Here is a 20,839-nt window from a genome sequence, read left to right as displayed (position 1 = left end):
GTCCGGTCACCTCCGGTCACGACGCTAGTTTTCGCCCGCACAGGTGGGGTGCGGCCCCGTTCCGCTTCACACAAAGGGGTGGCACAGGAACGATTCGCCTGAGGAAACGGGGACCGCTGTGCTGGACGGCACCGGACGCGACGGGGAGGGATCCGCGAGACCGGCGGGAACGGCGGGCACGGGTGCCCGGGGGCCTGCCCCACCGGCTGCCCCGAGCCGGTACGGCCCAGGACAACGGCCAGGTAGCCTGTCCTTCGTGCCCCGTCTGTCTGAAGTCATCGCCGCGCTGGAGACCCTGTGGCCCACCGAGCGGGCCGAGTCCTGGGACGCGGTCGGCACCGTCGTGGGCGACCCCGAGCAGGAGGTCACCCGGGTTCTCTTCGCCGTCGACCCGGTCCAGGAGATCGTGGACGAGGCCGTGAAGCTGGGCGTGGACCTGCTGGTCACCCACCACCCGCTCTATCTGCGCGGGACGACGACGGTCGCGGCCTCCCACTTCAAGGGCCGCGTGGTGCACACCCTCATCAAGAACGACATCGCGCTGCACGTCGCGCACACCAACGCCGACTCCGCCGACCCGGGCGTCAGCGACGCCCTCGCCGGAGCCCTGGACCTGCGCGTCGTGGGGCCCCTCGTGCCGGATCCGACCGACCCGGAGGGCCGCCGCGGCCTCGGCCGCGTGTGCGAGCTGGACCAGCCGCTCACCGTGCGCGCCCTCGCCGCCCGCGCCGCCGAGCGGCTGCCCGCCACCGCGCAGGGCATCCGCGTCGCCGGCGACCCCGAGGCCGTCGTCCGCACGGTCGCCGTCAGCGGCGGCTCCGGCGACAGCCTCTTCGACCAGGTGCGCGCCGCCGGTGCCGACGCCTTCCTGACGGCCGACCTGCGGCACCACCCGGTGTCCGAGGCCGTCGCCCACAGTCCTCTCGCGCTGCTCGACGCGGCGCACTGGGCCACCGAGTGGCCCTGGTGCGAGCTGGCCGCGAGCCAGCTCGACGAGATCTCCGACCGTCATGGATGGAACCTGCGGGTCCATGTGTCCAAGACGGTCACCGACCCCTGGACCGCCCACGCGGCGTCCACCACCACCGATTCCACGGGAGCCCCCAACTGAACGCCGCGCCCGCCGACCAGATCCGCCTCCTCGACGTCCAGGACCTCGACGTCCGGCTGCAGCAGCTCGCGCACAAGCGGAAGTCGCTGCCCGAGCACGCCGAGATCGAGTCCCTCACCAAGGACCACACCCAGCTGCGCGACCTGCTCGTGGCCGCGCAGACCGAGGAGAGCGACTGCGCCCGCGAGCAGACCAAGGCCGAGCAGGACGTGGACCAGGTGCGCCAGCGCGCCGCCCGCGACCAGCAGCGCCTGGACTCCGGTGCCGTCACCTCCCCGAAGGACCTGGAGAACCTCCAGCGGGAGATCGTCTCCCTCGCCAAGCGCCAGGGCGACCTCGAGGACGTCGTCCTGGAGGTCATGGAGCGCCGTGAGTCCGCGCAGGAGCGGGTCGCCGAGCTGACCGAGCGCGTCGGTTCCGTGCAGGGCAAGGTCGACGACGCGATCGCTCGCCGGGACGCCGCGTTCGAGCAGATCGACACCGAGGTGGCCACGGTGACCAAGGAGCGCGAGGTCGTCGCGGCCGCCGTCCCGGCCGACCTGCTGAAGCTCTACGAGAAGCTGCGCGAGCAGCAGGGCGGCGTCGGCGCGGCCAAGCTGTACCAGCGCACCTGCCAGGGCTGCCGCCAGGAGCTCGCCATCACCGAGCTGAACGAGATCCGCTCGGCCGCCCCCGACACCGTGGTGCGCTGCGAGAACTGCCGCCGCATCCTGGTCCGTACGGCCGAGTCCGGCCTCTAGACCTGCGGGAGCCGATGGCGTGCGGGAGTTCATCGTCGAGGCCGACGGCGGGTCGCGGGGCAACCCGGGGCCCGCGGGCTACGGCGCGGTCGTGATCGACGCGGCGACGGGGGAGACGCTGGCCGAGCGGGCCGAGTACATCGGCGTCGCCACCAACAACGTCGCCGAGTACCGGGGCCTGGTCGCCGGGCTGCGCGCCGCGCACGAGCTGGACCCGACGGCCACGGTCCACGTCCGCATGGACTCCAAGCTCGTCATCGAGCAGATGTCGGGCCGCTGGAAGATCAAGCACCCGGACATGAAGCCGCTGGCGTTCGAGGCGGCGCGGGTCTTTCCGCCCGCGCAGGTGACGTACGAGTGGATCCCGCGCGAGCAGAACAAGCACGCGGACCGGCTCGCCAACGAGGCGATGGACGCGGGGAAGCGCGGGGAACGGTGGAGCGCGGCGGACTCCACGGCGGAGCTGGAGGCGGCCGACGCGAAGGCCGCCGGCGCCGCCGGCGGTCACGCTCCCACGGCGGCTGGGGGCACCCGTACGACCGCGCCCGAGGGCGCCGGTACGACCGCCGCCGCCCCCTCGTCCGGCTGGGCCCCCGCCGACATGGGCGCGCCCGCCACCTTCGTGCTGCTGCGGCACGGAGAGACGCCGCTCACCCCGCATAAGCGGTTCTCCGGCAGCGGCGGCACCGACCCGGCGCTGTCCGCCGCCGGCCGGGAGCAGGCCGAGCGCGTGGGTGCCGCCCTCGCCCGGCGCGGCACCGTCCGGGCGATCGTGTCCTCGCCGCTCGCCCGCACCCGGGAGACCGCCGGGATCGTCGCCGCCCGCCTCGGCCTGGACGTCACCGTCGAGGAGGGCCTGCGCGAGACCGACTTCGGCGCCTGGGAGGGCCTCACCTTCGGCGAGGTCCGCGAGCGGCACCCCGACGACCTGACCGCCTGGCTGGCCGACCCCGAGGCCCGCCCGACCGGTGGCGGTGAGAGCTTCGCGGCGACGGCGGAACGGGTCGCAGCCGCCCGCGACAGGCTGATCGCGGCGTACGCGGGCCGTACGGTCCTGCTCGTCACGCACGTCACGCCGATCAAGACGCTGGTGCGCCTGGCCCTGGGCGCGCCGCCGGAGTCCCTGTTCCGTATGGAGCTGTCGGCGGCCTCGCTGTCCGCGATCGCGTACTACGCGGACGGCAACGCGAGCGTGCGGCTCTTCAACGACACCTCACACCTGCGCGGCTGACCGCCCGAGACCGGCCGCCTCGCGCGCCAGCGCCTCGACCCGCGGCCAGTCCTGCGCCGCCACCGCGTCCGCGGGGAGCATCCAACTGCCGCCGACACAGGCCACGTTGGGCAGCGCGAGATAGTCGGGGGCCGAGCCGGGCCCGATGCCGCCCGTCGGGCAGAAGCGCACCTGGGGGAGTGGCCCGTACAGCGACTTGAGGTAGGCCGTACCGCCCGCCGCCTCGGCCGGGAAGAACTTCAGCTCCCGCACGCCGCGCTCCAACAGCGTCAGCACCTCGGACGCCGTCGACACCCCCGGCAGATACGGCACCCCGGACGCCCGCATGGCGTCGAGCAGGGAGTCCGTCCAGCCGGGGCTGACCAGGAACCGCGCCCCCGCCTCCACCGACCGCGTCACCTGCGCGGGCGTGAGCACGGTGCCGGCCCCGACGACGGCCTCCGGCACGGCGTCCGCGACCGCCCGGATCGCGTCGAGCGCGCCCGGCGTCCGCAGGGTCACCTCGATGGCGCGCAGCCCGCCCGCGACCAGCGCCCGGGCCAGCGGGACGGCGTCGGAGGGGTCGTCCACCACGACCACGGGGACGACGGGCGCGAGATCCAGGACCGATGTCATGGCGCACATCCTGCCGAGCGCGAGCATCCTGCGCAAAGCCTGTTGCGCAGGATGCAATGGAGTGGCCCGCGGGCGCTAGTGAACCTCGTCCACCAGTACGTCCAGCGCCCACGGCTTCCCGGCCCCGGCGGGCGCCTGGGCCTCCACCTCGTACCCGAGGTCCCGCAGCGCCTCGACCAGCTCGGCCGGGTCCTTCGGCGCGGCCCCGTCCGTCAGCAGGCTGCGCACGATCCGGCCCTTGGTGGCCTTGTTGAAGTGGCTGACGACCTTCCGGCTCGGCGCGTGCAGCACCCGTACCGTCGCCGTCCGACCGGCCACCTCGCCCTTCGGCTTCCACGCCGCCGCGTACGCCGCCGAGCGCAGATCCAGTACGAGCCCGGTACCGGCCGCCTCCGGCAGCACCTCGGCCATCGGCGCCCGCCAGTGCCCCGCGAGCGCGCCGAGCCCGGGCAGCTTCACCCCCATCGAGCAGCGGTAGGAGGGGATGCGGTCGGTGACCCGGACGGCACCCCACAGCCCCGAGAACACCAGCAGCGACCGCGCCGCCCGCCGCTTGGCCGACGCGTCCAGGGAGGCGAGGCCGAGCGCGTCGTACAGCACACCGGTGTAGATCTCCCCGGCGGGCCGGGCCCCCGCCGTCCGCAGGGCGGCGTTCTTGGCGACCTCGCCGCGCAGCCCCTCGCTCAGCCCGAGCACGTCCCGCGCCTTGTCCTCGTCGCCCGCGCACAGGTCGACCAGCTCCGTCAGCACGGCCTCACGGGCCTCGCCGAGCCCCGGCAGGGACAGCGACTCCGGCTTCAGCGGCGCACCGCGACCGGACGACGCCTTGCCTTCGGACGGCGGCAGCAGGACAAGCACAACGACTCCTCACGATCGAACCCCGCCCAGCGTACGGCGTGCCCACCGGCCCCCCTCGCCCTACGCTCGACTCATGCCCCGCCGCCACATCCGCGTGACCGGCGCCCCCGAGGCCCCCCTGCGCGCCGCCCTCACCGCGCTGCGCACCCGGCTCGACGTCCCGGCGGGCTTCCCGCCCGAGGTCCTGGCCGAGGCCGAGCGCGCCGCGAAGGCCCCCGTCCTCCCGGCCCGCGACGCCACCGGCATCCCCTTCCTCACCATCGACCCGCCCGCCTCCACCGACCTCGACCAGGCCCTGCACCTGTCCCGGCGGGGCACCGGCTACCGCGTCCGGTACGCCATCGCCGACGTCGCCGCCTTCGTCGTACCGTCGGGCGCGCTGGACCGGGAGGCGCACCGGCGGGTGACGACCCTCTACTTCCCGGACACCCGCGTCCCGCTGCACCCCGAGGTGCTCAGCGAGGACGCGGCCAGTCTGCTGCCGGACCGGGACCGCCCCGCCGTCCTCTGGACGATCGAGCTCGACGCGGAGGGCCGTACGGTCGCCGTCGACGTCCACCGCGCCCTGGTCCGCAGCCGGGCCAAGCTGGACTACGCGGGCGTCCAGCGGCAGATCGACGCGGGGACCGCCGAGGAGCCCCTGGCCCTGCTGAAGGAGATCGGGGAACTGCGCGAGCGCCTGGAGCTGGAACGCGGCGGCATCTCGCTGAACGTCCCCGAGCAGGAGATCGTCGAGCACGACCACACGTACGCGCCCGCGTACCGGGCGCCGCACCCCGCCGACGGCTGGAACGCCCAGCTCTCCCTGCTCACCGGCATGGCCGCCGCCGAGCTGATGCTGGCCCACGGCACCGGCATCCTGCGCACCCTGCCGGCCGCCCCCGACGGCGCGGTCGGCCGGCTGCGCCGTACGGCCCGCGCCCTGCACATCGACTGGCCCCACCATGTGTCGTACGCCGCGCTCGTCCGCTCCCTCGACCCGCACCGGCCGCACCACGCGGCCTTCCTCCAGGAGTGCACGACCCTGCTGCGGGGCGCCGGCTACACACCGTTCCGCGACGGCGCCCTGCCCGCCCTGACCACCCACGCCGCCGTGGCCGCCCCGTACGCCCACTGCACGGCCCCCCTGCGCCGCCTGGTCGACCGCTACGCCTCGGAGATCTGCCTGGCGGCCACCGCGGGGGACCCCGTCCCCGACTGGGTCCTGGCGGCCCTCGACACCCTCCCCTCCCGTATGACCGAAGGCGCCCGGCGCGCGGGCACGGTGGAACGGGAGTGCGTCGACCTCGTGGAGGCGGCGGTGCTGAAGGACCGGGTGGGGGAGGAGTTCGAGGCCCGCGTGGTCGACGTGGACGAGCACCGCCCGACGACGGGCGTGGTCCAGCTCCACACCCCGGCGGTGATCGGCCGCATCGACGGCCCTACTCCGCTCCCCCTGGGCGACCCTCTACGAGTCCGGGTGACGGAGGCCGACCCGGAGAGGGCGAAGGTGCGCTTCGAACCGGCGTGAGGGCGCTGACGAGCCCGGCGGCGTCCTCGGCGTACAGCCGGACCAGCCACACCTCCCGCCGCCGCCCGAGGAGACCGGTGTGGACGACGGGCTCCGCGAGCTCCAGTGTCACGGTGGTCTGCGAGCCGACGGCCAGATTCAGCTCGCCCTCGGCGGCCGCGTGGGTGGTCCGCAGCTCACGCCGCACCCGCGCGACACGGTCCACCGGTATCCGCAGATCGACATGCCCGGCCTGCCGGACCCGCAGCACGCCGGGGAGGAGCACATGGGGCCGTACGACGGAAGCGGCATGCATCCCGAGCACGAGCACCAGCGTGTAGACGTCGACCGCGAACCACACCCCCCGCACGACCGGATGGCCGCGCAGCAGCACGGACATCATCACCGACTCGATCACGACCACGAACCCGAAGCCGAGCAGCATCACCCCCTGCCCCCGCGCGTAGGGGAACGCGACCCCGCCCCGCACCCCGTGCCGCCGTCGAGCCACCCACAACCCGATGCTGACCAGCAGCCGCAGCTCATGCCGCATCAAGGCGGCGACGGCCCTCACCCCTGCTCCATGATCAGCGCCAGCGCCCGCCGGACGGCCTCGGCCTGGGCGGGCGGGAAATCGGCGTAGAAGGCCCGCAGAAAACTGTCGTCGGAGTCGATCTCGAGCGTCTCCGGAAGCACCCCACGGGGCAGACAGTCCACGAGGGCTCGGGCCGCCTCGTCCACCCGGGGATCGGCCGGATCGGCGTCGGCGAGGTCGTCGAGCAGGGCGTAGGCGGCGAGGGCCCGCTCCTGCCCACCCGGCACGGCGAGCGCGTCGCCCAGCGCGGCCATGACGGCCTCGCCGGTCTCGTCCCCCGCCGCGGTCTCGATGAGGGCGAGCAGCTCACGGTCCTTGGCGGCCATCGGGGAGTCGGTGACCTGGGACATGTCCCGGAACAGCGCCGCCAGCCGGGGCGACACGGGCCCCTCGGCGGGCAGCCCGCCCTCCATGTCCAGCAGGGCCTTCAGCCGCGCCCGCCGCTCCCGGATGGCGGCCTCCTGCCGGGCGAGGTCCGCGTCGAGCTCGCCCAGCACCTCGACGAGGTCCTTCCCGGCGTCCTCGGCCAGCACGTCCCGCACCTCCGCGAGCCCCAACCCCAACTCCGTCAGCCGCCGGATCCGCGCCAGCACGACGGCATGCCGCAGGGTGTAGTCCCGATACCCGTTGGCCAGCCGCTCCGGCTCCGGCAGCAGCCCCTGATGGTGGTAGTGCCGCACGGCCCGCGTGGTGACGCCGACCGCGGCGGCGAGTTCTCCGATCCGCATGGGACCAGTAGAGACGTTGACGTCGCGGCAGGGTCAAGGGACGGCGGTGGTGCGGGGCCTGTGCCACGTTCGAGGGACGAACCCCCGCTCCCTGGGACAGATGATCGTCAGATGGCCCAGCCTGACCGGTGACAAGGGAGACGACGGAGGAAGGACCGAGCAGGGTGCTTCTGGAGGGCTTCCTCGCCCTGAACCCACCTCAGGGATTCCGGGCCGAGCTGGTCGAGGGGGAGATCGTTGTGACGCCGCCACCGGACGGGGATCATGAGAAGTACATCAGCCGGATCGTGCGGCAGGTGATCAAACACTCCAGGACCGACATGGACTTCTCGGAGAACAAAGGGCTGCGGCTGAGAAGCGGCGACGCGTGCCCCGAGAACCACGTGATCCCGGACGTCATCTTCGCTCCCCTGGCGTCCGACCTCTTCGGGGGAGCGGGGCCCTGGATGCCCCTCGATGGTGTCGCCATGGCGGTGGAGGTGACGGCCGGCAACCTACGGAAAGACCGCGAGCTCAAACGCCGCTGCTACGCACGCGGCGGTGTCGCCCTGTACCTCCTGCTCGACCGTGACACCGCACAGACCACCCTCTTCGGCTCGCCCGGGAAGGACGACTACCGGGAGCACCACACACGCCCCCTCGGCAGGCCCGTCACCCTCCCCGCCCCCTTCGCATTCGAACTGGAGACGACGGACCTGCTCTGACGCCGCCCGGCGACGGCCGCCCCGACCGCCCGGTACCATGGTCGACACGGCAGACGAGCCGGGCGGGCGGCCGCGTGGAGTCCCTCAGGGGGCTCCCCGAGGAACGTCCGGGCTCCACAGGGCAGGGTGGTGGCCAACGGCCACCCGGGGTGACCCGCGGGACAGTGCCACAGAAAGCAAACCGCCCGGCACTCAGGTGCCGGGTAAGGGTGAAACGGTGGTGTAAGAGACCACCAGTGCCTGGGGTGACTCAGGCAGCTAGGTAAACCCCACCCGGAGCAAGGTCAAGAGGAGCGCTGTAACAGGCGCTCTGCGCGGACGATCGAGGGCGGCCCGCCCGAGTCCGCGGGTAGACCGCAGGAGGCCGGTGGCAACACCGGTCCTAGATGGATGGCCGTCGCCCCGGCTCCCGCGAGGGAACCGGGGAACAGAACCCGGCGTACAGCCCGACTCGTCTGCCGCCCAGGTCACTGACCTGCCAGAACACCCTCAGAATCGCCCGATGATCTTGCGCTGGGGAGCATCTGGGCGTCGGGGAGCGCCGAGCCCCACGGGTCCACAGCCGCATGAACAGAGCCTTCGCGCCCCCGCCGCCCCTTTTCCGGACTCCGTAACGGGAGTGACCGGCCTCGGGGTTGGTTGACCGCATCCCCTTCCCGAGCGCGTGGGGCGGGGAGGGCGTCGCGGACTTCTCACGCCGTCTTGGTGTCACCGGGATATCGGCGCGGAGGTCACCTCCCCGGGCGGCTACCACTTGACCTGATGGAACTCCATCGTGCCGAAGGTCGTGATGTCCATCGCGTAGCTCCACAGCGCGTACCGCCGCTGATCGGTACGGCGATAGGTCTTGCCGAAACCGTTGTCGAGAATCTCGGTCCAGCCGTCGCCCTGCCCGTAGTGCGCGAACAGCCGGTCGTTGCGTCGCGCCGCGTCCTGTTCGGACTCCGCCGGGGTCTGGTAGATCACCTCGTGCAGCCGGCCGCGCCAGACAGTGAGAAGCAGTCGGCCGCCGTCCACCACGTACCTGTCCACGACCGCGTCGGGAGCGTTCTCGTGAGGCCCTGACGACTCGAGCTCACCGGGGACGCGCACTTCGTCAGCGGCGCACAGCAACTCCAGCAACGGCACGGCATCGTCGAGACGGTCCACGAGGAACCACCCTAGGCCCTCCCCGGGCCCTTCCCTGGGCTTCACCAACGCCCCGCAGAGCTACGAACTGGAGGCGGTTCGCCCTTTGACGTGGTGCGGTCAGAACTCCCACACCTGAGCCGGGTCGTCCAGCGCCGCCCGGATCTGGGAGAGGTCGCCCATGTCCGCCAGCGGGGAGCTCTTGGCGACGTCGACGATCCCGCGCACGACGGCGTGCAGTACCTCGCCGTTCTCCTCTTCGAGTGCTCTGTCCAGCCGGACGAACATCTCCTCGTAGAGATTGCGTCGTTCGGCGAACGCCTGTGTGAAGTAGTCCTTGAGGACGGCTTCAGCGGCCCTGATCCGGGCGACCTCGGTGGCCTCGTAGGCCCGGATCCGGGCTCTCTTGCTGCTCTCGACCTCGTGGATGTGGATGCACTCACGGGTGGCGTCGACGATCTGGCTCAGCGCGTCGAAGACGTCCTTCACCTGGGCGGAGGCTCGGGCCGCCGTGACCACCTTGCCTACGTGCACCTTGGGCCGGTCAGTCATCCTGGGTCTCCTCGATCAACGGCCTGTACCTGATGGTGAGATTGCCGACGCGCTCGTCCAACTCGCCGTCGGCGTTGACGATGGGAGCCGCCGCCACGTCGCGGACCGCCATCACCAGCGTCATGGTCCGCTGGAAGCGCGCGGCGTGCCGCAGTGAATCGAACGGCTCCGACTCCAGGAGGTCCAGCGCCTCGAGCGCCCGAGTGGTGAGGCTGGCGAGGAGCCCGCGCAGCTCCGCGGTGCGGATGTCGACGCTCTTCAGGAGCGCCTCCGTCTTGTCGAGTTCGGCGATCGCCACGGCGACGTCCGCCTCGTACTTCTTCGCCTGGGTGACCTTCTTCGTGGTCTGGCCCTTGAAGACCAGTCCGCCGACGAGCAACGCGGGGCCCGCGACGACGATGTTGAGCGCCGCGCCTCCCAGGGCCATGCCGCCGCCACCGGATGCGAGCGACCCGCCGCCCAGGAAGGCGAGCAGCGCACTCTCGGCCGCGGCACCCGACAACCCGGAGATGGCCGCACCGGTGCTCGCCACGCCGAAGCTGCTCGCCGCCGCCGTGACACCGATACCTGCGCCGGCGCCCGCCGCCGCGGACCCGAGAGCCCCGCCGATCCACGTCGCCGTATCGACATCGAGGCTGCGAAGCCCGGGAACCTGTCCCATGGTGGCGTCGACGCCGTCCACCAGCAGTCGCTCGCTCTCGCGTACCTGGCGCTCGTGGCGGCGCAGGAAGTCGACCATGCGGACGACGACGTCCATGAACGCCTGCCTCTGTTGCTCCCCCAGAGTTCCGAGGCGGCCGTTCGTCGCGGCCAGGGCCTCCTCGGCCCGAGTCCGGCGCAGCTCGTAGGCCTGGCTCGCCTCCTTGCTCCGGTCTCGCGCCCGCTTGAGGTCGAGGAGGCCTTTGCCCATGAGAGCGCCTCCGCTTCCTCCGGTCGCCACCCCGACGCCGATGAGGACGACCGGTATGAAGATGGGCACGATTTCCCCCCTGCGGCCCCTGCGCCATGTGCACCGGCAGGAGTCGACCGTGTCGATGGCTGGCTGGCTGGCTGGCTGCGGCGGAAGAGGCCAAACGTGCTGCTGGTGCACCTTGTTGACGTCTCAAGCTTGACGATGAGACGTAAGCGCTGTCAACGAGATGTGATGATCCGATGGAGACTCGGTACTATGCCCGCCCCTTCGAGGCATCCGACGTGCCGGCAGTGTGCGCGTACGCCGCGAACACGCGTGCCTGCTCGGTCCTCGCCTGCGGTCCTTCAGCGACTTCCGGTCCCCGTGTGCCCAGGGCTCGTGCGAAGGCCGGTGCCGGCTATGAGGAGGAGCGCAGCGAGGACGGAGACCACGCAGGCCGGTACGAACACGTCCGACTTCTCGTCGGCGAACATGCCCGCTGCGGCGAGGGCGAGGAAGACGCCGACTGCCTGCCGGCCGGTTCCGGAGGGAATCCGTCCCGCCGTCCGCCAGCGTCTGCGGGGGATCCACAGGCGGAGGAGTTCCGCGGTGGAGGCGAGGGCGAGAAGCCGGGACGCGATCATCAGCCGTCCGGGAGCGGTGTTCTCTCCCAACTCGCCGACGCCGACAGGGTGGGAAGGGGGGAGCTGCATGTAGATGCGGACTCTCCGGATGTGGAATGGTTGCGTACTGCAGTGAAGGAAATGTGTTCCCTCGGTCCGCGCTCTCGCTGGTGAGAGGCGACTGCAGTCCGGCCGGTCCTCGGCTCAGCCGCCCAGCGCCACGATCGTGTTCGGCTCCTTCTCCAGCAGGCCGGCGATGCCCGCCTCCGTCGCCATCGCGCGGCGGGACGGGTCGGCGGCCGCGCGGTCGGCCTCGTACTTCTCCCACTTCGCGGGCTGGAGGAAGAGCATGTCGTTCGTGCCCGGGACGATCAGGACGCCGCCGAAGGCCGGGTCGCCCGCGAACCAGGCGCCGGCTTCCGTGCCCCCGGGCCGGCGGCGGGTCATCGAGGCGTTCAGGGCGCGCATCGTCGGGGCTCCGTGCCGGCCCCGGATCGGCAGCTTCACCGTGTGGATCGTGCCGAGGAGCAGCCAGTCGGAGCCGCGCCGGTCCACTCGGTCGCGGTATTCCAGCGGGTACGTGCGCAGGACGCGTTCGCACACGTGGAGGCGTCGTCCGTGGCGGACCTGGAGGAGAAGGAGGAGCAGGACGAAGAGGCCCGGTACGACCGGGAGGACCGTCAGGAACGTGTTCGGGACGCCCGCGTTGACGAGAGCGAAGGGCAGGGCTGTCAATGCTGTGCCCAGGGCGGCCCGCAGGGCTATGTGCCGGGTGCGCGCGGAGCGGCTGCGGGCTATCACCTCGGCCACGTCGGGGGCCTGGTGTGGGGGGTGCGTCATGCGGTGTCTGTCTCCTCGAAGCGGCTGCGCCACGGCATCGGACAGCGTAGGGCCGCTTCACCCCCACGGGTGGTCCCGACGGGCGCGGGTCCCCGGCTTCGGTTACTCAGGAGACGTGACCGTCTCTTGGAGGCTGCCGTGGACGACCCCCGCCGTCTTCCCCTCGTCTACGTCCGTGGCTTCGCCGGAGGGACGTCGGGGATCGACAAGGCCGTCGGTGATCCCTTCTACGGGTTCAACGAGGGGTCCACGCATGTCCGGGTCGGGGCCCACGACCAGCCGTTGTTCCATCAGTTCGAGAGTCCTCTGCTGCGGCTGATCCGTGAGGAGGGGTACGAGCTGCTGGTGCGGGGGAGCCAGGAGACCTACCTCGCCGAGCACGCGCAGGTGCCCGCCAACTCCGTATGGGTGCACCGGTTCTACGACCGGTCCTCCAGCACCTGGGGCGGCCGGCCGGAGGAGTACCGGCTGGAGAGCGCCGCCGCCGATCTGCTCGACCTCGTCGACCGGTTGCGGGAGAAGACCGGCGCCCCCGCGGTCCATCTCGTCGCCCACTCCATGGGCGGGCTGATCTGCCGGTGCCTGCTGCAGAAGGTGCTGCCGGACCGGGGCCGCGACGCCGCCGAGTGCATCGGCAAGTTCTTCACCTACGGCACTCCGCACGGCGGTATCGCCTTCGACCTCGGGGGCGGCTGGCTGGAGCGGATCCGGGACGCCGTCGGGATCCAGGGCGCCGACATCTTCGGACCCCGGCGGATGTACGAGTACCTGACGCCCCAGGCCGAGTTCGATCCCGGCGGGCCGCCCGAGGGGTGGGACGCCCGGCGGATGCCCCAGGGGCCCGGGACGCTGCCGCTGGAGCGGGTCTTCTGCCTCGTCGGCACCGATCCGGCCGACTACGACGTCGCCTTCGGGCTGTCCTCCACCGCTGTCGGGCCGCACAGCGACGGGCTCGTGCAGATCGAGCGGGCGTATGTGCCGGACGCGCACCGGGCGTATGTGCACCGTAGTCACAGCGGGCGGTACGGGATGGTCAACTCCGAGGAGGGGTACCAGAATCTGCGGCGGTTCCTGTTCGGGGACACCCGGATCGAGGCATCGCTGGTCGGGCACCGGCTGCCCGATGACGACGACCTCGTGTGGCAGGCCGAGACACGGCTGTCGGTGCGCGGACTGCCCGTCGTCATGCACGAACGGCTGGCCGCCCACTGGTGCCCCGTCCAGCTCGACCCGCCCGCGGCCGGCACGGGCGCCGGTGAGGCATCCGTCCCGCTCGCGACCACCTTTCTCAACAGCCGGCTGCGTCAGACGACAGGCGAGCCGATGCGGTTCATCCTCATGCTGCGGCTGCTGTCGCTGCGCGAGCGTCGCGGCATCCTCAGCCTCGGCGACCACATCGAGCGCACTGCCGACTTCTCCGACACCCTCGTCATCGACGTCGGGACCCCCGAGGCCGGGCCCGGTATCTGGGCCGCCTGGAACTCGGAGATCGAGGGCGCCATCCGCGACCATCGCGTCGCCGGCGCGCCCCGGTCCGACGAGGACCCCACCCCCGGCCGCTGGGTCGCCCACATCCCGCTCCCCGAGAGCACCGTCCCCCTGGTCGGCGACCGAGCCAGGATCCGGCTGGTCGCCACGCCCTGGAGCTGAGCGGGTTCCCTCCGGGGGCGGGACAGGGCGCGATACGGCTTGTCGTCGCGTCCCCTGTGTATGAGGTGTATGAGGTGTATGAGGTGCCCCTCAGGTGTCTGAGGTGTCTGAGGTGTCTGAGGTGTCTGAGCGCGGGCCGTGCGGACCCGACGCGCTCAGCCCGGCCCCTGCCCGGCCGCCCGGCAATAGGCGCCGACTGCGCACACGCCCCCGCGCCCCCGGAGCCCCTACGCCCCGGAACCCCCACGCGCCCGGAACCCCCACGCCCCCCGGAGCCCCTACGCCTCCAGAACCCCCACGCGCCCGGAGCCCCTACGCCTCCGGAACCCCCACGCGCCCGGAACCCCCACGCCCCCGGAACCCCCACGCGCCCGGAACCCCCACGCCCCCGGAACCCCTACGCCCCGCCCTCAGCGACCGTTCCGCCACCCGCGCCAGATGCCGCATGAACACCTCGCGCGCGTGCGGCGTCAGGGTGCGCAGCGCGACCAGGGCCGTGATCACCACGTCGCACAGTTCGGACTGCACGTCGTCCCAGGTGTGGGTGACGCCCTTGCGCGGGTTCTGGCCGGTCGCCCCGATGACCGCCTGGGCGACCTCGCCGACCTCCTCCGACAGCTTCAGCATCCGCAGCAGCAGGCCCTCGGTGCCGCCGTGCGGTTGCCCGGCCTCCAGCCACGCCCACAGGGCGTCGACGTCTTTCCACAGGTCGGCGGTGGCCTCGTCAGTCGTCATGCGGGCAGCTTAGGCACCGCACCCGTGCGGTACCGGCCCCCGGTTCACTCCTCGAACAGCGTCTCCTGGTCCGCGAACTCGCCGTCCTTGTCCGGGCGGTCGAGCCGCCGGTTGCGGGCGCCCACCACCAGCGCGGTCGCCGCCGCCGTCACGCCGAGCGCCGTGGGGACCATCCAGCCGCGGTCCAGGACGTGTTTCAGCGCGTGGTCGAGGGAGAGCCTGCCGGGGCCCGTGATCGCGAGGCTCGTCGCGGCGAGGCCCAGCATGGCGGCGTGCTCGTAGCCGCCCTCCTGGTTGAAGAAGCCGTTCGGGGCGTGCACCGCGGCCGCGCCCGCCATGCCGCCGGCCGCCGCCGCGCCCGCGGCGGGGGTGGCGAGGCCGAGGGCCAGCAGGGCGCCGCCGCCGGTCTCCGCGAGGCCGGACGCGGTCGCGCTGGCCTTGCCCGGCTTGTAGCCGATCGACTCCATGAACTGGCCGGTGCCCTCGATGCCGTGGCCGCCGAACCAGCCGAACAGCTTCTGCGTGCCGTGCGCCATCAGGACGCCGCCGGCTCCCAGCCGGAGCAGCAGCAGGCCCAGATCGTGTCGGTTGAAAGAACTCACAGCGACTCCCGGAGACAGATCAACAGGGACAGGGCCCGGCGGGGACCTCCCGCCCTTCCACCGTGACATCGGGAGCACCCGCCCGCCTTGCCTCGGCGCCGTTCGGGTGGCGGGCCGGTGGGGCCGGTGTGACGCTGCCGGTATGACCATTCAGACGTCCAAGCTCAGCGACCCCACGGTCCGTGCCTTCGTCGCGGCGGTCAACGCCCATGACCGCGACGCCTTCATGGGCGTCCTCGCGCCCGGCGCGACCATGGCCGACGACGGCACCGACCGCGATCTGACCGACTGGGTGGACCGGGAGATCTTCTCCTCCAACGGGCACCTGGAGGTCGACAACGAGTCCAACCGGGGCCGCGACCTCGTCGCCTCGTACCGCAACGACACGTATGGCGAGATGCGGACCCGCTGGCACTTCGAGGTCGAGGACGACGGGCGGATCTCCCGCTTCGAGACGGGTCAGGCCTGAGCCGCCTCCGTCCCTTCCTGACCGTACGCACGGCAGCCGTTCCACCCACCGGTGCGTCCCTCGCGGTCCCACGCGAGGTCCACCCCCACCCCGGTGCGGTGGAACGGCTGCCGCGTCCCCCCTCGGTATGGCATACGAACCCTGCTGCTCCGAATGTGAAGCTCTCGTGCAGAGTGATCTGAGCATAAGCCGCCTACCGGGGGCGATGTAGCGGAATTACAGATTCCAGTTGTGCACATCGTGAAGACGCACAGCCCCTCGGGATCGCCCCGGCCCGCCCCGGCTCCCCTCAGCCCCGCCCCACATACGGCATCCCCGTAGCCAGCACCGTCGCGAACTGGACGTTCGCCTCCAACGGCAGCTCCGCCATGTGCCGGACCGTGCGGGCCACGTCCGCCACATCCATCACCGGCTCCGGCACCACCGAACCGTCCGCCTGCAGCGCACCCCGCTGCATCGCCGCCGTCATGTCGGTCGCCGCGTTGCCGATGTCGATCTGACCCACCGCGATCCCGTACGGCCGCCCGTCCAGCGCCAGCGACTTCGTCAGGCCGGTCAGCGCGTGCTTGGTCGCCGTGTACGCCACCGACTGCGGGCGGGGCGTATGGGCCGAGATCGAGCCGTTGTTGATGATCCGGCCGCCCCGCGGGGTCTGCTCCTTCATCTGCCGGTACGCCGCCTGCGCGCACAGGAACGCCCCGGTGAGATTGGTGTCCACCACATGCCGCCAGGCGTCGTACGGCAGTTCCTCGACCGGCACCCCGCCGGGGCCGAACGTGCCCGCGTTGTTGAACAGCAGGTCCACCCGCCCGAACCGCTCCACGGTGGCCGCGAAGAGTGCGGTGACGTCCTCCGGGCGGGCCACGTCCGTGCGTACGGCCAGCGAGGCGGCCTCCGGCACCAGGTCCGCCGTCTCCCGAAGCGTCTCCACGTGCCGTCCGGCCAGCGCCACCGACCAGCCCGTGCGCAGCAGTTCCACGGCGACCGCGCGGCCGATGCCCGAGCCGGCGCCGGTCACCACGGCGGTCCTCGTCTGCGTCTCCTTGTCGTCCATGGGGCGGCAGCGTAGGGGACGGTCCGCCATTCGGAACCCGCCTGTCCGCCATCCGGGTGTTGTGTACGCGCCAAGCTCGTGTCGTCGCGGCCCGCCTCCCCGCCCCGTGCCTCCATCGGGCAGGGGAGGACCGGATGACCATCACGAACGACCTGTCCCAGCACAGCCCCGAACTGCGCACGGCGGCCCGGCACATCGGCCGCCGCCGCTTCCTGACCCTGACCGGCGCGGCCGCCGCGCTGGCCTTCTCCGTGCAGCTGCCCGCCCCGGTCGCCGCGAGCGCCGCCGCGCGCGGCGCCCGCCGGATCGCCGACGACCCCTTCACCCTCGGTGTCGCCTCCGGCGACCCGCTGCCCGACTCCGTCGTCCTGTGGACCCGGCTCGCGCCCGTGCCGTACCAGGCGGACGGCGGGATGCCCGCCGAGCCGGTCACCGTGGGCTGGGAGGTGGCGCACGACGAGGCGTTCACGCAGCTCGCCGCGAGCGGCGAGACCGTCGCCCACCCCGAGTACCACCACTCCGTCCATGTCGACGTGCAGGGCCTGGAGGCCGGCCGCGTCTACCACTACCGCTTCCGCAGCGGCACCTGGATCAGCGAGACCGGCCGCACCCGCACCGCCCCGGCCGCCTCGGCGACGACCGCGCTGACCTTCGCCGCCGTCTCCTGCCAGGCGTACGCCGACGGCTACTACACGGCGTACCGGCATCTCGCGCAGGACGACGTCGACGTCGTCCTCCACCTCGGCGACTACCTGTACGAGTACGCCGTCAACTCCGTCGGCGGCTACCGCAACTACACCGACCGCACGCTGCCCGCGCTGTTCAACCGGGAGACCGTCACCCTGGAGGACTACCGGCTGCGCTACGCCCTGTTCAAGTCCGACCCGGACCTCAGGGCCGCGCACGCCGCGCATCCCTTCGTCGTCACCTGGGACGACCACGAGACCGAGAACAACTACGCCGGCGACACACCCGAGAACAGCGTCCCGCCCTCCGAGTTCCTGCTGCGCCGGGCCTCCGCCTACCGCGCCTACTGGGAGAACCAGCCCCTGCGTCTCCCGCAGCGGCCCACCGGCCCCGACATGCGGCTCTACCGGCGGCTGCACTGGGGCCGCATGGCCCAGTTCGACGTGCTCGACACCCGCCAGTACCGCTCCAACCAGGCGTACGGCGACGGCGCCCAGGTCCCGGGCCCGGAGATCGACGACCCGGCGCGCACGATGACCGGCGCCACGCAGGAGCGGTGGCTGCTCGACGGCTGGCGCGCCTCCACCGCCGTGTGGAACGTCGTACCGCAGCAGGTGACGTTCTCGCAGCGCAGATTCGACCTGACCACGCCGTCACGGGTGTCCATGGACGCCTGGGACGGCTACCGCGCCTCGCGGCGCCGGGTGCTGGACGGCGCCAAGGCCGCCGGGGTGCGGAACCTCATGGTGCTCACCGGGGACGTCCACGTCGGCTACGCCTTCGACATCAAGGACGACTTCGACGACCCCGCGTCCGCCACCCTGGGCACCGAGATCGTGGCCACCTCCGTCGCCAGCGGCCGCGACGGCACCGACCGGCCCGCCAACTGGGAGACGTACATGACGGCCAACCCGCATCTGCGGTTCTACAACGGCCGGCGGGGCTATGCGCGGGTCGCGCTGGGGGAGTCGCTGGCGCGGGCCGACTTCCGGACCGTGCCGTACGTGACCACGCCGGGGGCGCCGGTCACGACGGCCGCGTCCTTCGTCACCGAGGTCGGCGACCAGGGGCTCACGCCGGCGTGAGCGCCGACGCGGGGTCCTCGCCGAGGGCCTCGCCGGGGTAGCGGACGCCCACCCGGTCCCGGATCGCGTCCAGCGTCCGCATCACCGCGAGGGTGCCCTCCAGCGGGACCAGCGGGGACTCGGTCTCCCCGGCGCGCACCGCCCGCATCACCTCGATCGCCTCGTGCCGCATGGAGGTACGGGGTCCGTCCGCCGGGTCGGCCGTGAACTCCTCGGGGTCACGGCCGTCGCGGTGCAGCACGAACCGCTCCGGGTGGAAGAAGCCCTCCGGTACGTCGATCCGGCCCGCGGAGCCGGTCACGGACGCCACCGTCGGCGTACCGCCCGAGATCGAGCAGTGCAGGGAGGCGAGCGCGCCGCCGTCCCACGACAGCAGGGCACCGGTCTGCAGGTCGACGCCCTCCGGGGACAGCGTGGCGCGCGCCGTCACGTCCGACGGCTCCCCGAGCAGCAGCTGCGCGAACGCCACCGGGTACACGCCGAGGTCCAGCAGCGCGCCGCCGCCCTGCGCCGGGTCGCGCAGCCGGTGCGCGGGCGGGAAGGGGCCGGCCAGCCCGAAGTCGGCCTGGACGTGCCGGACCTCGCCGATCGCGCCGTCGTCGACCAGGGCCTTCAGACGCCGGACCAGCGGGTTGCAGTACATCCACATGGCCTCCATGAGGAAGCCGCCGTGCTTCCTGGCCAGCGCGACCAGTTCCCCGGCCTCGCGGACGTTCAGCGTGAACGGCTTCTCGCAGAGGACGTTGCGGCCCGCCTCCAGGCAGAGCCCGGCGGCCTCGCGGTGCGCCGCGTGCGGGGTCGCCACGTACACGACATCGATGTCCTCGTCCTGGGCCAGGGACACCCAGTCGCCGTAGGCGCGCGGGATGCCGAAGCGCTCGGCGAACGCGTCGGCGGAGGCACGGGTCCGCGAGGCCACCGCCACCACCTCGGCGTCCGGCAGATCCACCAGGTCCGCCGTGAACGCGGCCGCGATCCCACCGGTCGCCAGAATCCCCCACCGCACGCTGTCGTCCGCCACTGCGGCCCCGCCCCTCGCTCATCCGACCATCGGCACTCTGTTCGAGCTGAGAGCATAGAGGGCGGATCACTCGGAGAGGGAGGGGCTCATGAGCGACCAGGGGGGACCGGCACGGGACACGGCCCGGCCGCCGGCACCGTCCGCGCGGCCGTCACCGGTCGTCGTGCGGCGCCGCACCGGCCTGCTCGTCACCTTCGTGCTCGGCGGGCTGACGGCGACGCCCCCGCTGGCGATGGACATGTACCTCCCGGCGCTGCCGGAGGTCACCCGCGCGCTGCACGCGCCCGCCGCCACGGTCCAGCTGACCCTCACCGCGTGCCTGGCCGGCATGGCGCTCGGACAACTGCTGGTCGGCCCGATGAGCGACCGCTGGGGCCGCAGGCGCCCGCTGCTCGCGGGCCTCGCGGTGTACGTCGTCGCCACCGCGCTCTGCGCCTTCGCGCCCACCGTCGAGGCGCTCGTCGCCTGCCGGCTCGCGCAGGGGCTCGCCGGGGCCGCCGGCATCGTCATCGCCCGGGCCGTCGTCCGCGATCTGCACGACGGCGTGGCCATGGCCCGCTTCTTCTCCACCCTCATGCTGATCTCGGGGGTCGCGCCGATCGTGGCCCCGCTCATCGGCGGGCAGATCCTGCGGGTCACCGACTGGCGGGGCGTGTTCGTCGTCCTCACCGTGGTCGGGGTGCTGCTGGGCGCCCTCGTCTGGTTCCGGCTCCCCGAGACGCTGCCGCCGCAGGACCGGCACGCGGGAGGCGTCGGTGAGACCCTGCACGCGATGCGCGGGCTGCTCGCCGACCGCGCCTTCACCGGGTACGCGCTCACCGGCGGCTTCGCCTTCGCCGCGCTGTTCGCCTACATCGCCGCCTCGCCCTTCGTGATCCAGGAGATCTACGGCGCCTCGCCGCAGACGTTCAGTCTGCTGTTCGGCCTCAACTCCATCGGCCTGGTCGCCGTCGGCCAGCTCAATGGCAAGGTGCTCGTGGGCCGGGTCAGCCTCGACCGGGTGCTCGGCATCGGCCTCGTGGTCGTCGTCCTCGCCGCCGGCGCGCTGCTGCTGATGTCCCTGGGCGTCTTCGGCGAGACCGGCCTCGCACCCGTGGCCGCCGCGCTGTTCGTGCTGATGTCCGCGATGGGTGTGACGCTGCCCAACACCCAGGCGCAGGCCCTGCAGCGCACCAAGCGCTCCGCCGGGTCCGCCTCCGCGCTGCTCGGCACCACCTCCTTCCTCATCGGCGCCATCGCCTCACCCCTGGTGGGCGTCGCCGGGGAGGACACCGCCGTCCCGATGGCCGTCGTCCAACTGGCCGCGGGCCTGGTGGCGCTGGCCTGCTTCATGGGAATGTGCCGTCCCTGGAGGACACCAGGTCCGGGCGTACGGGACGGGGCTTCGCCCGCGTCCGGCGCGGCCGCGAGCACGGGGGAGGACAGCTGAG

Annotated in this window: 21 protein-coding genes, 1 other RNA gene and 1 pseudogene; 10 read left to right on the top strand and 13 right to left on the bottom strand. The window is 72.5% G+C overall.

Translation table 11 applies throughout. The annotated features are described in order from the left end of the window. Positions 1-256: 256 nt before the first annotated feature. Genes DC008_RS09810 through DC008_RS09800 form a run of 3 tightly spaced genes read left to right on the top strand, consistent with a single transcriptional unit; the run spans position 257 to position 3,082 of the window. Positions 257-1,111 (top strand): Nif3-like dinuclear metal center hexameric protein, encoded by an 855-nt coding sequence (locus DC008_RS09810; protein ID WP_108706633.1) that lies wholly within the window; start codon positions 257-259, stop codon positions 1,109-1,111. Further along, a complete protein-coding gene (locus DC008_RS09805) occupies positions 1,108-1,851 on the top strand; it encodes a zinc ribbon domain-containing protein (RefSeq protein WP_108710627.1) in 744 nt (247 codons plus the stop codon). Before DC008_RS09810 ends, DC008_RS09805 begins: the two co-directional genes overlap by 4 nt. Positions 1,852-1,870: 19 nt before the next feature. Continuing rightward, a complete protein-coding gene (locus tag DC008_RS09800) occupies positions 1,871-3,082 on the top strand; it encodes a bifunctional RNase H/acid phosphatase (protein ID WP_108706632.1) in 1,212 nt (403 codons plus the stop codon). Here DC008_RS09800 and eda read toward each other — a convergent pair. Continuing rightward, the gene (gene eda / locus DC008_RS09795) at positions 3,065-3,697 is read right to left on the bottom strand and encodes a bifunctional 4-hydroxy-2-oxoglutarate aldolase/2-dehydro-3-deoxy-phosphogluconate aldolase (protein WP_108706631.1); all 633 of its coding nucleotides are present in this window, start codon (positions 3,695-3,697) and stop codon (positions 3,065-3,067) included. The genes DC008_RS09800 and eda overlap by 18 nt on opposite strands. Positions 3,698-3,772: 75 nt before the next feature. Beyond that, positions 3,773-4,555: a peroxide stress protein YaaA gene (yaaA, locus tag DC008_RS09790; protein WP_108706630.1), complete on the bottom strand. Its 783-nt coding sequence runs from the start codon at positions 4,553-4,555 to the stop codon at positions 3,773-3,775. A 73-nt stretch (positions 4,556-4,628) separates the two neighbouring features. Here yaaA and DC008_RS09785 point away from each other — a divergent pair, with 73 nt between their 5' ends. Continuing rightward, a complete protein-coding gene (locus DC008_RS09785; protein WP_108706629.1) occupies positions 4,629-6,065 on the top strand; it encodes an RNB domain-containing ribonuclease in 1,437 nt (478 codons plus the stop codon). Here the strand turns inward: DC008_RS09785 and DC008_RS09780 are convergent. Together DC008_RS09780 and DC008_RS09775 are read right to left on the bottom strand one after the other, a co-directional pair. Continuing rightward, positions 5,977-6,618, bottom strand: coding sequence for a hypothetical protein (locus tag DC008_RS09780; RefSeq protein WP_108706628.1), 642 nt, complete (start codon positions 6,616-6,618; stop codon positions 5,977-5,979). The two genes, DC008_RS09785 and DC008_RS09780, sit on opposite strands and share 89 nt — an antisense overlap. Beyond that, on the bottom strand, positions 6,615-7,367 hold the full coding sequence (locus DC008_RS09775; RefSeq protein WP_108706627.1) for a MerR family transcriptional regulator: 753 nt from the start codon (positions 7,365-7,367) through the stop codon (positions 6,615-6,617). Before DC008_RS09775 ends, DC008_RS09780 begins: the two co-directional genes overlap by 4 nt. A 164-nt stretch (positions 7,368-7,531) precedes the next feature. Here DC008_RS09775 and DC008_RS09770 point away from each other — a divergent pair, with 164 nt between their 5' ends. After that, entirely contained in the window at positions 7,532-8,071 is a 540-nt protein-coding gene (locus DC008_RS09770; RefSeq protein WP_244221339.1) for a Uma2 family endonuclease, read from the top strand. Between the two features lie 54 nt (positions 8,072-8,125). After that, positions 8,126-8,529: RNase P RNA component class A (gene rnpB / locus DC008_RS09765), an RNA gene on the top strand. A 289-nt stretch (positions 8,530-8,818) separates the two neighbouring features. On the opposite strand, the gene DC008_RS09760 is transcribed toward rnpB, so the two are convergent. The 5 genes from DC008_RS09760 to DC008_RS09740 form a co-directional block, all read right to left on the bottom strand. Then, positions 8,819-9,220 carry a hypothetical protein gene (locus tag DC008_RS09760; protein WP_108706625.1) on the bottom strand — a complete coding sequence of 134 codons (402 nt, stop codon included), beginning with the start codon at positions 9,218-9,220 and terminating at the stop codon, positions 8,819-8,821. 99 nt (positions 9,221-9,319) lie between these two features. Continuing rightward, entirely contained in the window at positions 9,320-9,751 is a 432-nt protein-coding gene (locus DC008_RS09755) for a hypothetical protein (RefSeq protein ID WP_108706624.1), read from the bottom strand. Next, positions 9,744-10,730, bottom strand: a complete 987-nt coding sequence (locus DC008_RS09750) for a hypothetical protein (RefSeq protein ID WP_244221338.1) — start codon at positions 10,728-10,730, stop codon at positions 9,744-9,746. The genes DC008_RS09755 and DC008_RS09750 overlap by 8 nt, the downstream gene beginning before the upstream one ends. Positions 10,731-11,008: 278 nt before the next feature. After that, complete coding sequence (locus DC008_RS09745) at positions 11,009-11,356, bottom strand: hypothetical protein (RefSeq protein ID WP_123953992.1); 348 nt, start codon at positions 11,354-11,356, stop codon at positions 11,009-11,011. A gap of 114 nt (positions 11,357-11,470) precedes the next feature. After that, a complete protein-coding gene (locus DC008_RS09740; protein ID WP_108706622.1) occupies positions 11,471-12,106 on the bottom strand; it encodes a hypothetical protein in 636 nt (211 codons plus the stop codon). 138 nt (positions 12,107-12,244) lie between these two features. Here DC008_RS09740 and DC008_RS09735 point away from each other — a divergent pair, with 138 nt between their 5' ends. Beyond that, positions 12,245-13,756, top strand: a complete 1,512-nt coding sequence (locus tag DC008_RS09735; RefSeq protein WP_108706621.1) for an esterase/lipase family protein — start codon at positions 12,245-12,247, stop codon at positions 13,754-13,756. A 411-nt stretch (positions 13,757-14,167) separates the two neighbouring features. Here the strand turns inward: DC008_RS09735 and DC008_RS09730 are convergent. Both DC008_RS09730 and DC008_RS09725 read right to left on the bottom strand, forming a co-directional pair. After that, positions 14,168-14,491, bottom strand: a pseudogene (locus tag DC008_RS09730) (MazG-like family protein); the annotation flags it as partial. 44 nt (positions 14,492-14,535) lie between these two features. Beyond that, on the bottom strand, positions 14,536-15,093 hold the full coding sequence (locus DC008_RS09725; RefSeq protein WP_055620684.1) for a DoxX family protein: 558 nt from the start codon (positions 15,091-15,093) through the stop codon (positions 14,536-14,538). Positions 15,094-15,235: 142 nt separating this feature from the next. Here DC008_RS09725 and DC008_RS09720 point away from each other — a divergent pair, with 142 nt between their 5' ends. After that, the gene (locus DC008_RS09720; RefSeq protein WP_055620683.1) at positions 15,236-15,562 is read left to right on the top strand and encodes a hypothetical protein; all 327 of its coding nucleotides are present in this window, start codon (positions 15,236-15,238) and stop codon (positions 15,560-15,562) included. A 289-nt stretch (positions 15,563-15,851) separates the two neighbouring features. Here the strand turns inward: DC008_RS09720 and DC008_RS09715 are convergent, their stop codons facing one another. Beyond that, the gene (locus DC008_RS09715; RefSeq protein WP_108706620.1) at positions 15,852-16,616 is read right to left on the bottom strand and encodes an SDR family oxidoreductase; all 765 of its coding nucleotides are present in this window, start codon (positions 16,614-16,616) and stop codon (positions 15,852-15,854) included. Positions 16,617-16,750: 134 nt separating this feature from the next. Here DC008_RS09715 and DC008_RS09710 point away from each other — a divergent pair, with 134 nt between their 5' ends. Next, positions 16,751-18,388 carry an alkaline phosphatase D family protein gene (locus tag DC008_RS09710; RefSeq protein WP_108706619.1) on the top strand — a complete coding sequence of 546 codons (1,638 nt, stop codon included), beginning with the start codon at positions 16,751-16,753 and terminating at the stop codon, positions 18,386-18,388. Here the strand turns inward: DC008_RS09710 and DC008_RS09705 are convergent. Next, positions 18,375-19,409 carry a Gfo/Idh/MocA family protein gene (locus tag DC008_RS09705; RefSeq protein ID WP_108706618.1) on the bottom strand — a complete coding sequence of 345 codons (1,035 nt, stop codon included), beginning with the start codon at positions 19,407-19,409 and terminating at the stop codon, positions 18,375-18,377. The genes DC008_RS09710 and DC008_RS09705 overlap by 14 nt on opposite strands. An 88-nt stretch (positions 19,410-19,497) precedes the next feature. Here DC008_RS09705 and DC008_RS09700 point away from each other — a divergent pair, with 88 nt between their 5' ends. Then, positions 19,498-20,838 (top strand): multidrug effflux MFS transporter, encoded by a 1,341-nt coding sequence (locus tag DC008_RS09700; protein WP_108706617.1) that lies wholly within the window; start codon positions 19,498-19,500, stop codon positions 20,836-20,838. Position 20,839 lies beyond the last annotated feature (1 nt).

The organism is Streptomyces nigra (assembly GCF_003074055.1).
GTDB classification, from domain to species: domain Bacteria; phylum Actinomycetota; class Actinomycetes; order Streptomycetales; family Streptomycetaceae; genus Streptomyces; species Streptomyces nigra.
The sequence above is the reverse complement of the archived record's forward strand: the minus strand, read 5'-3'. Positions and strand labels throughout refer to the sequence as shown.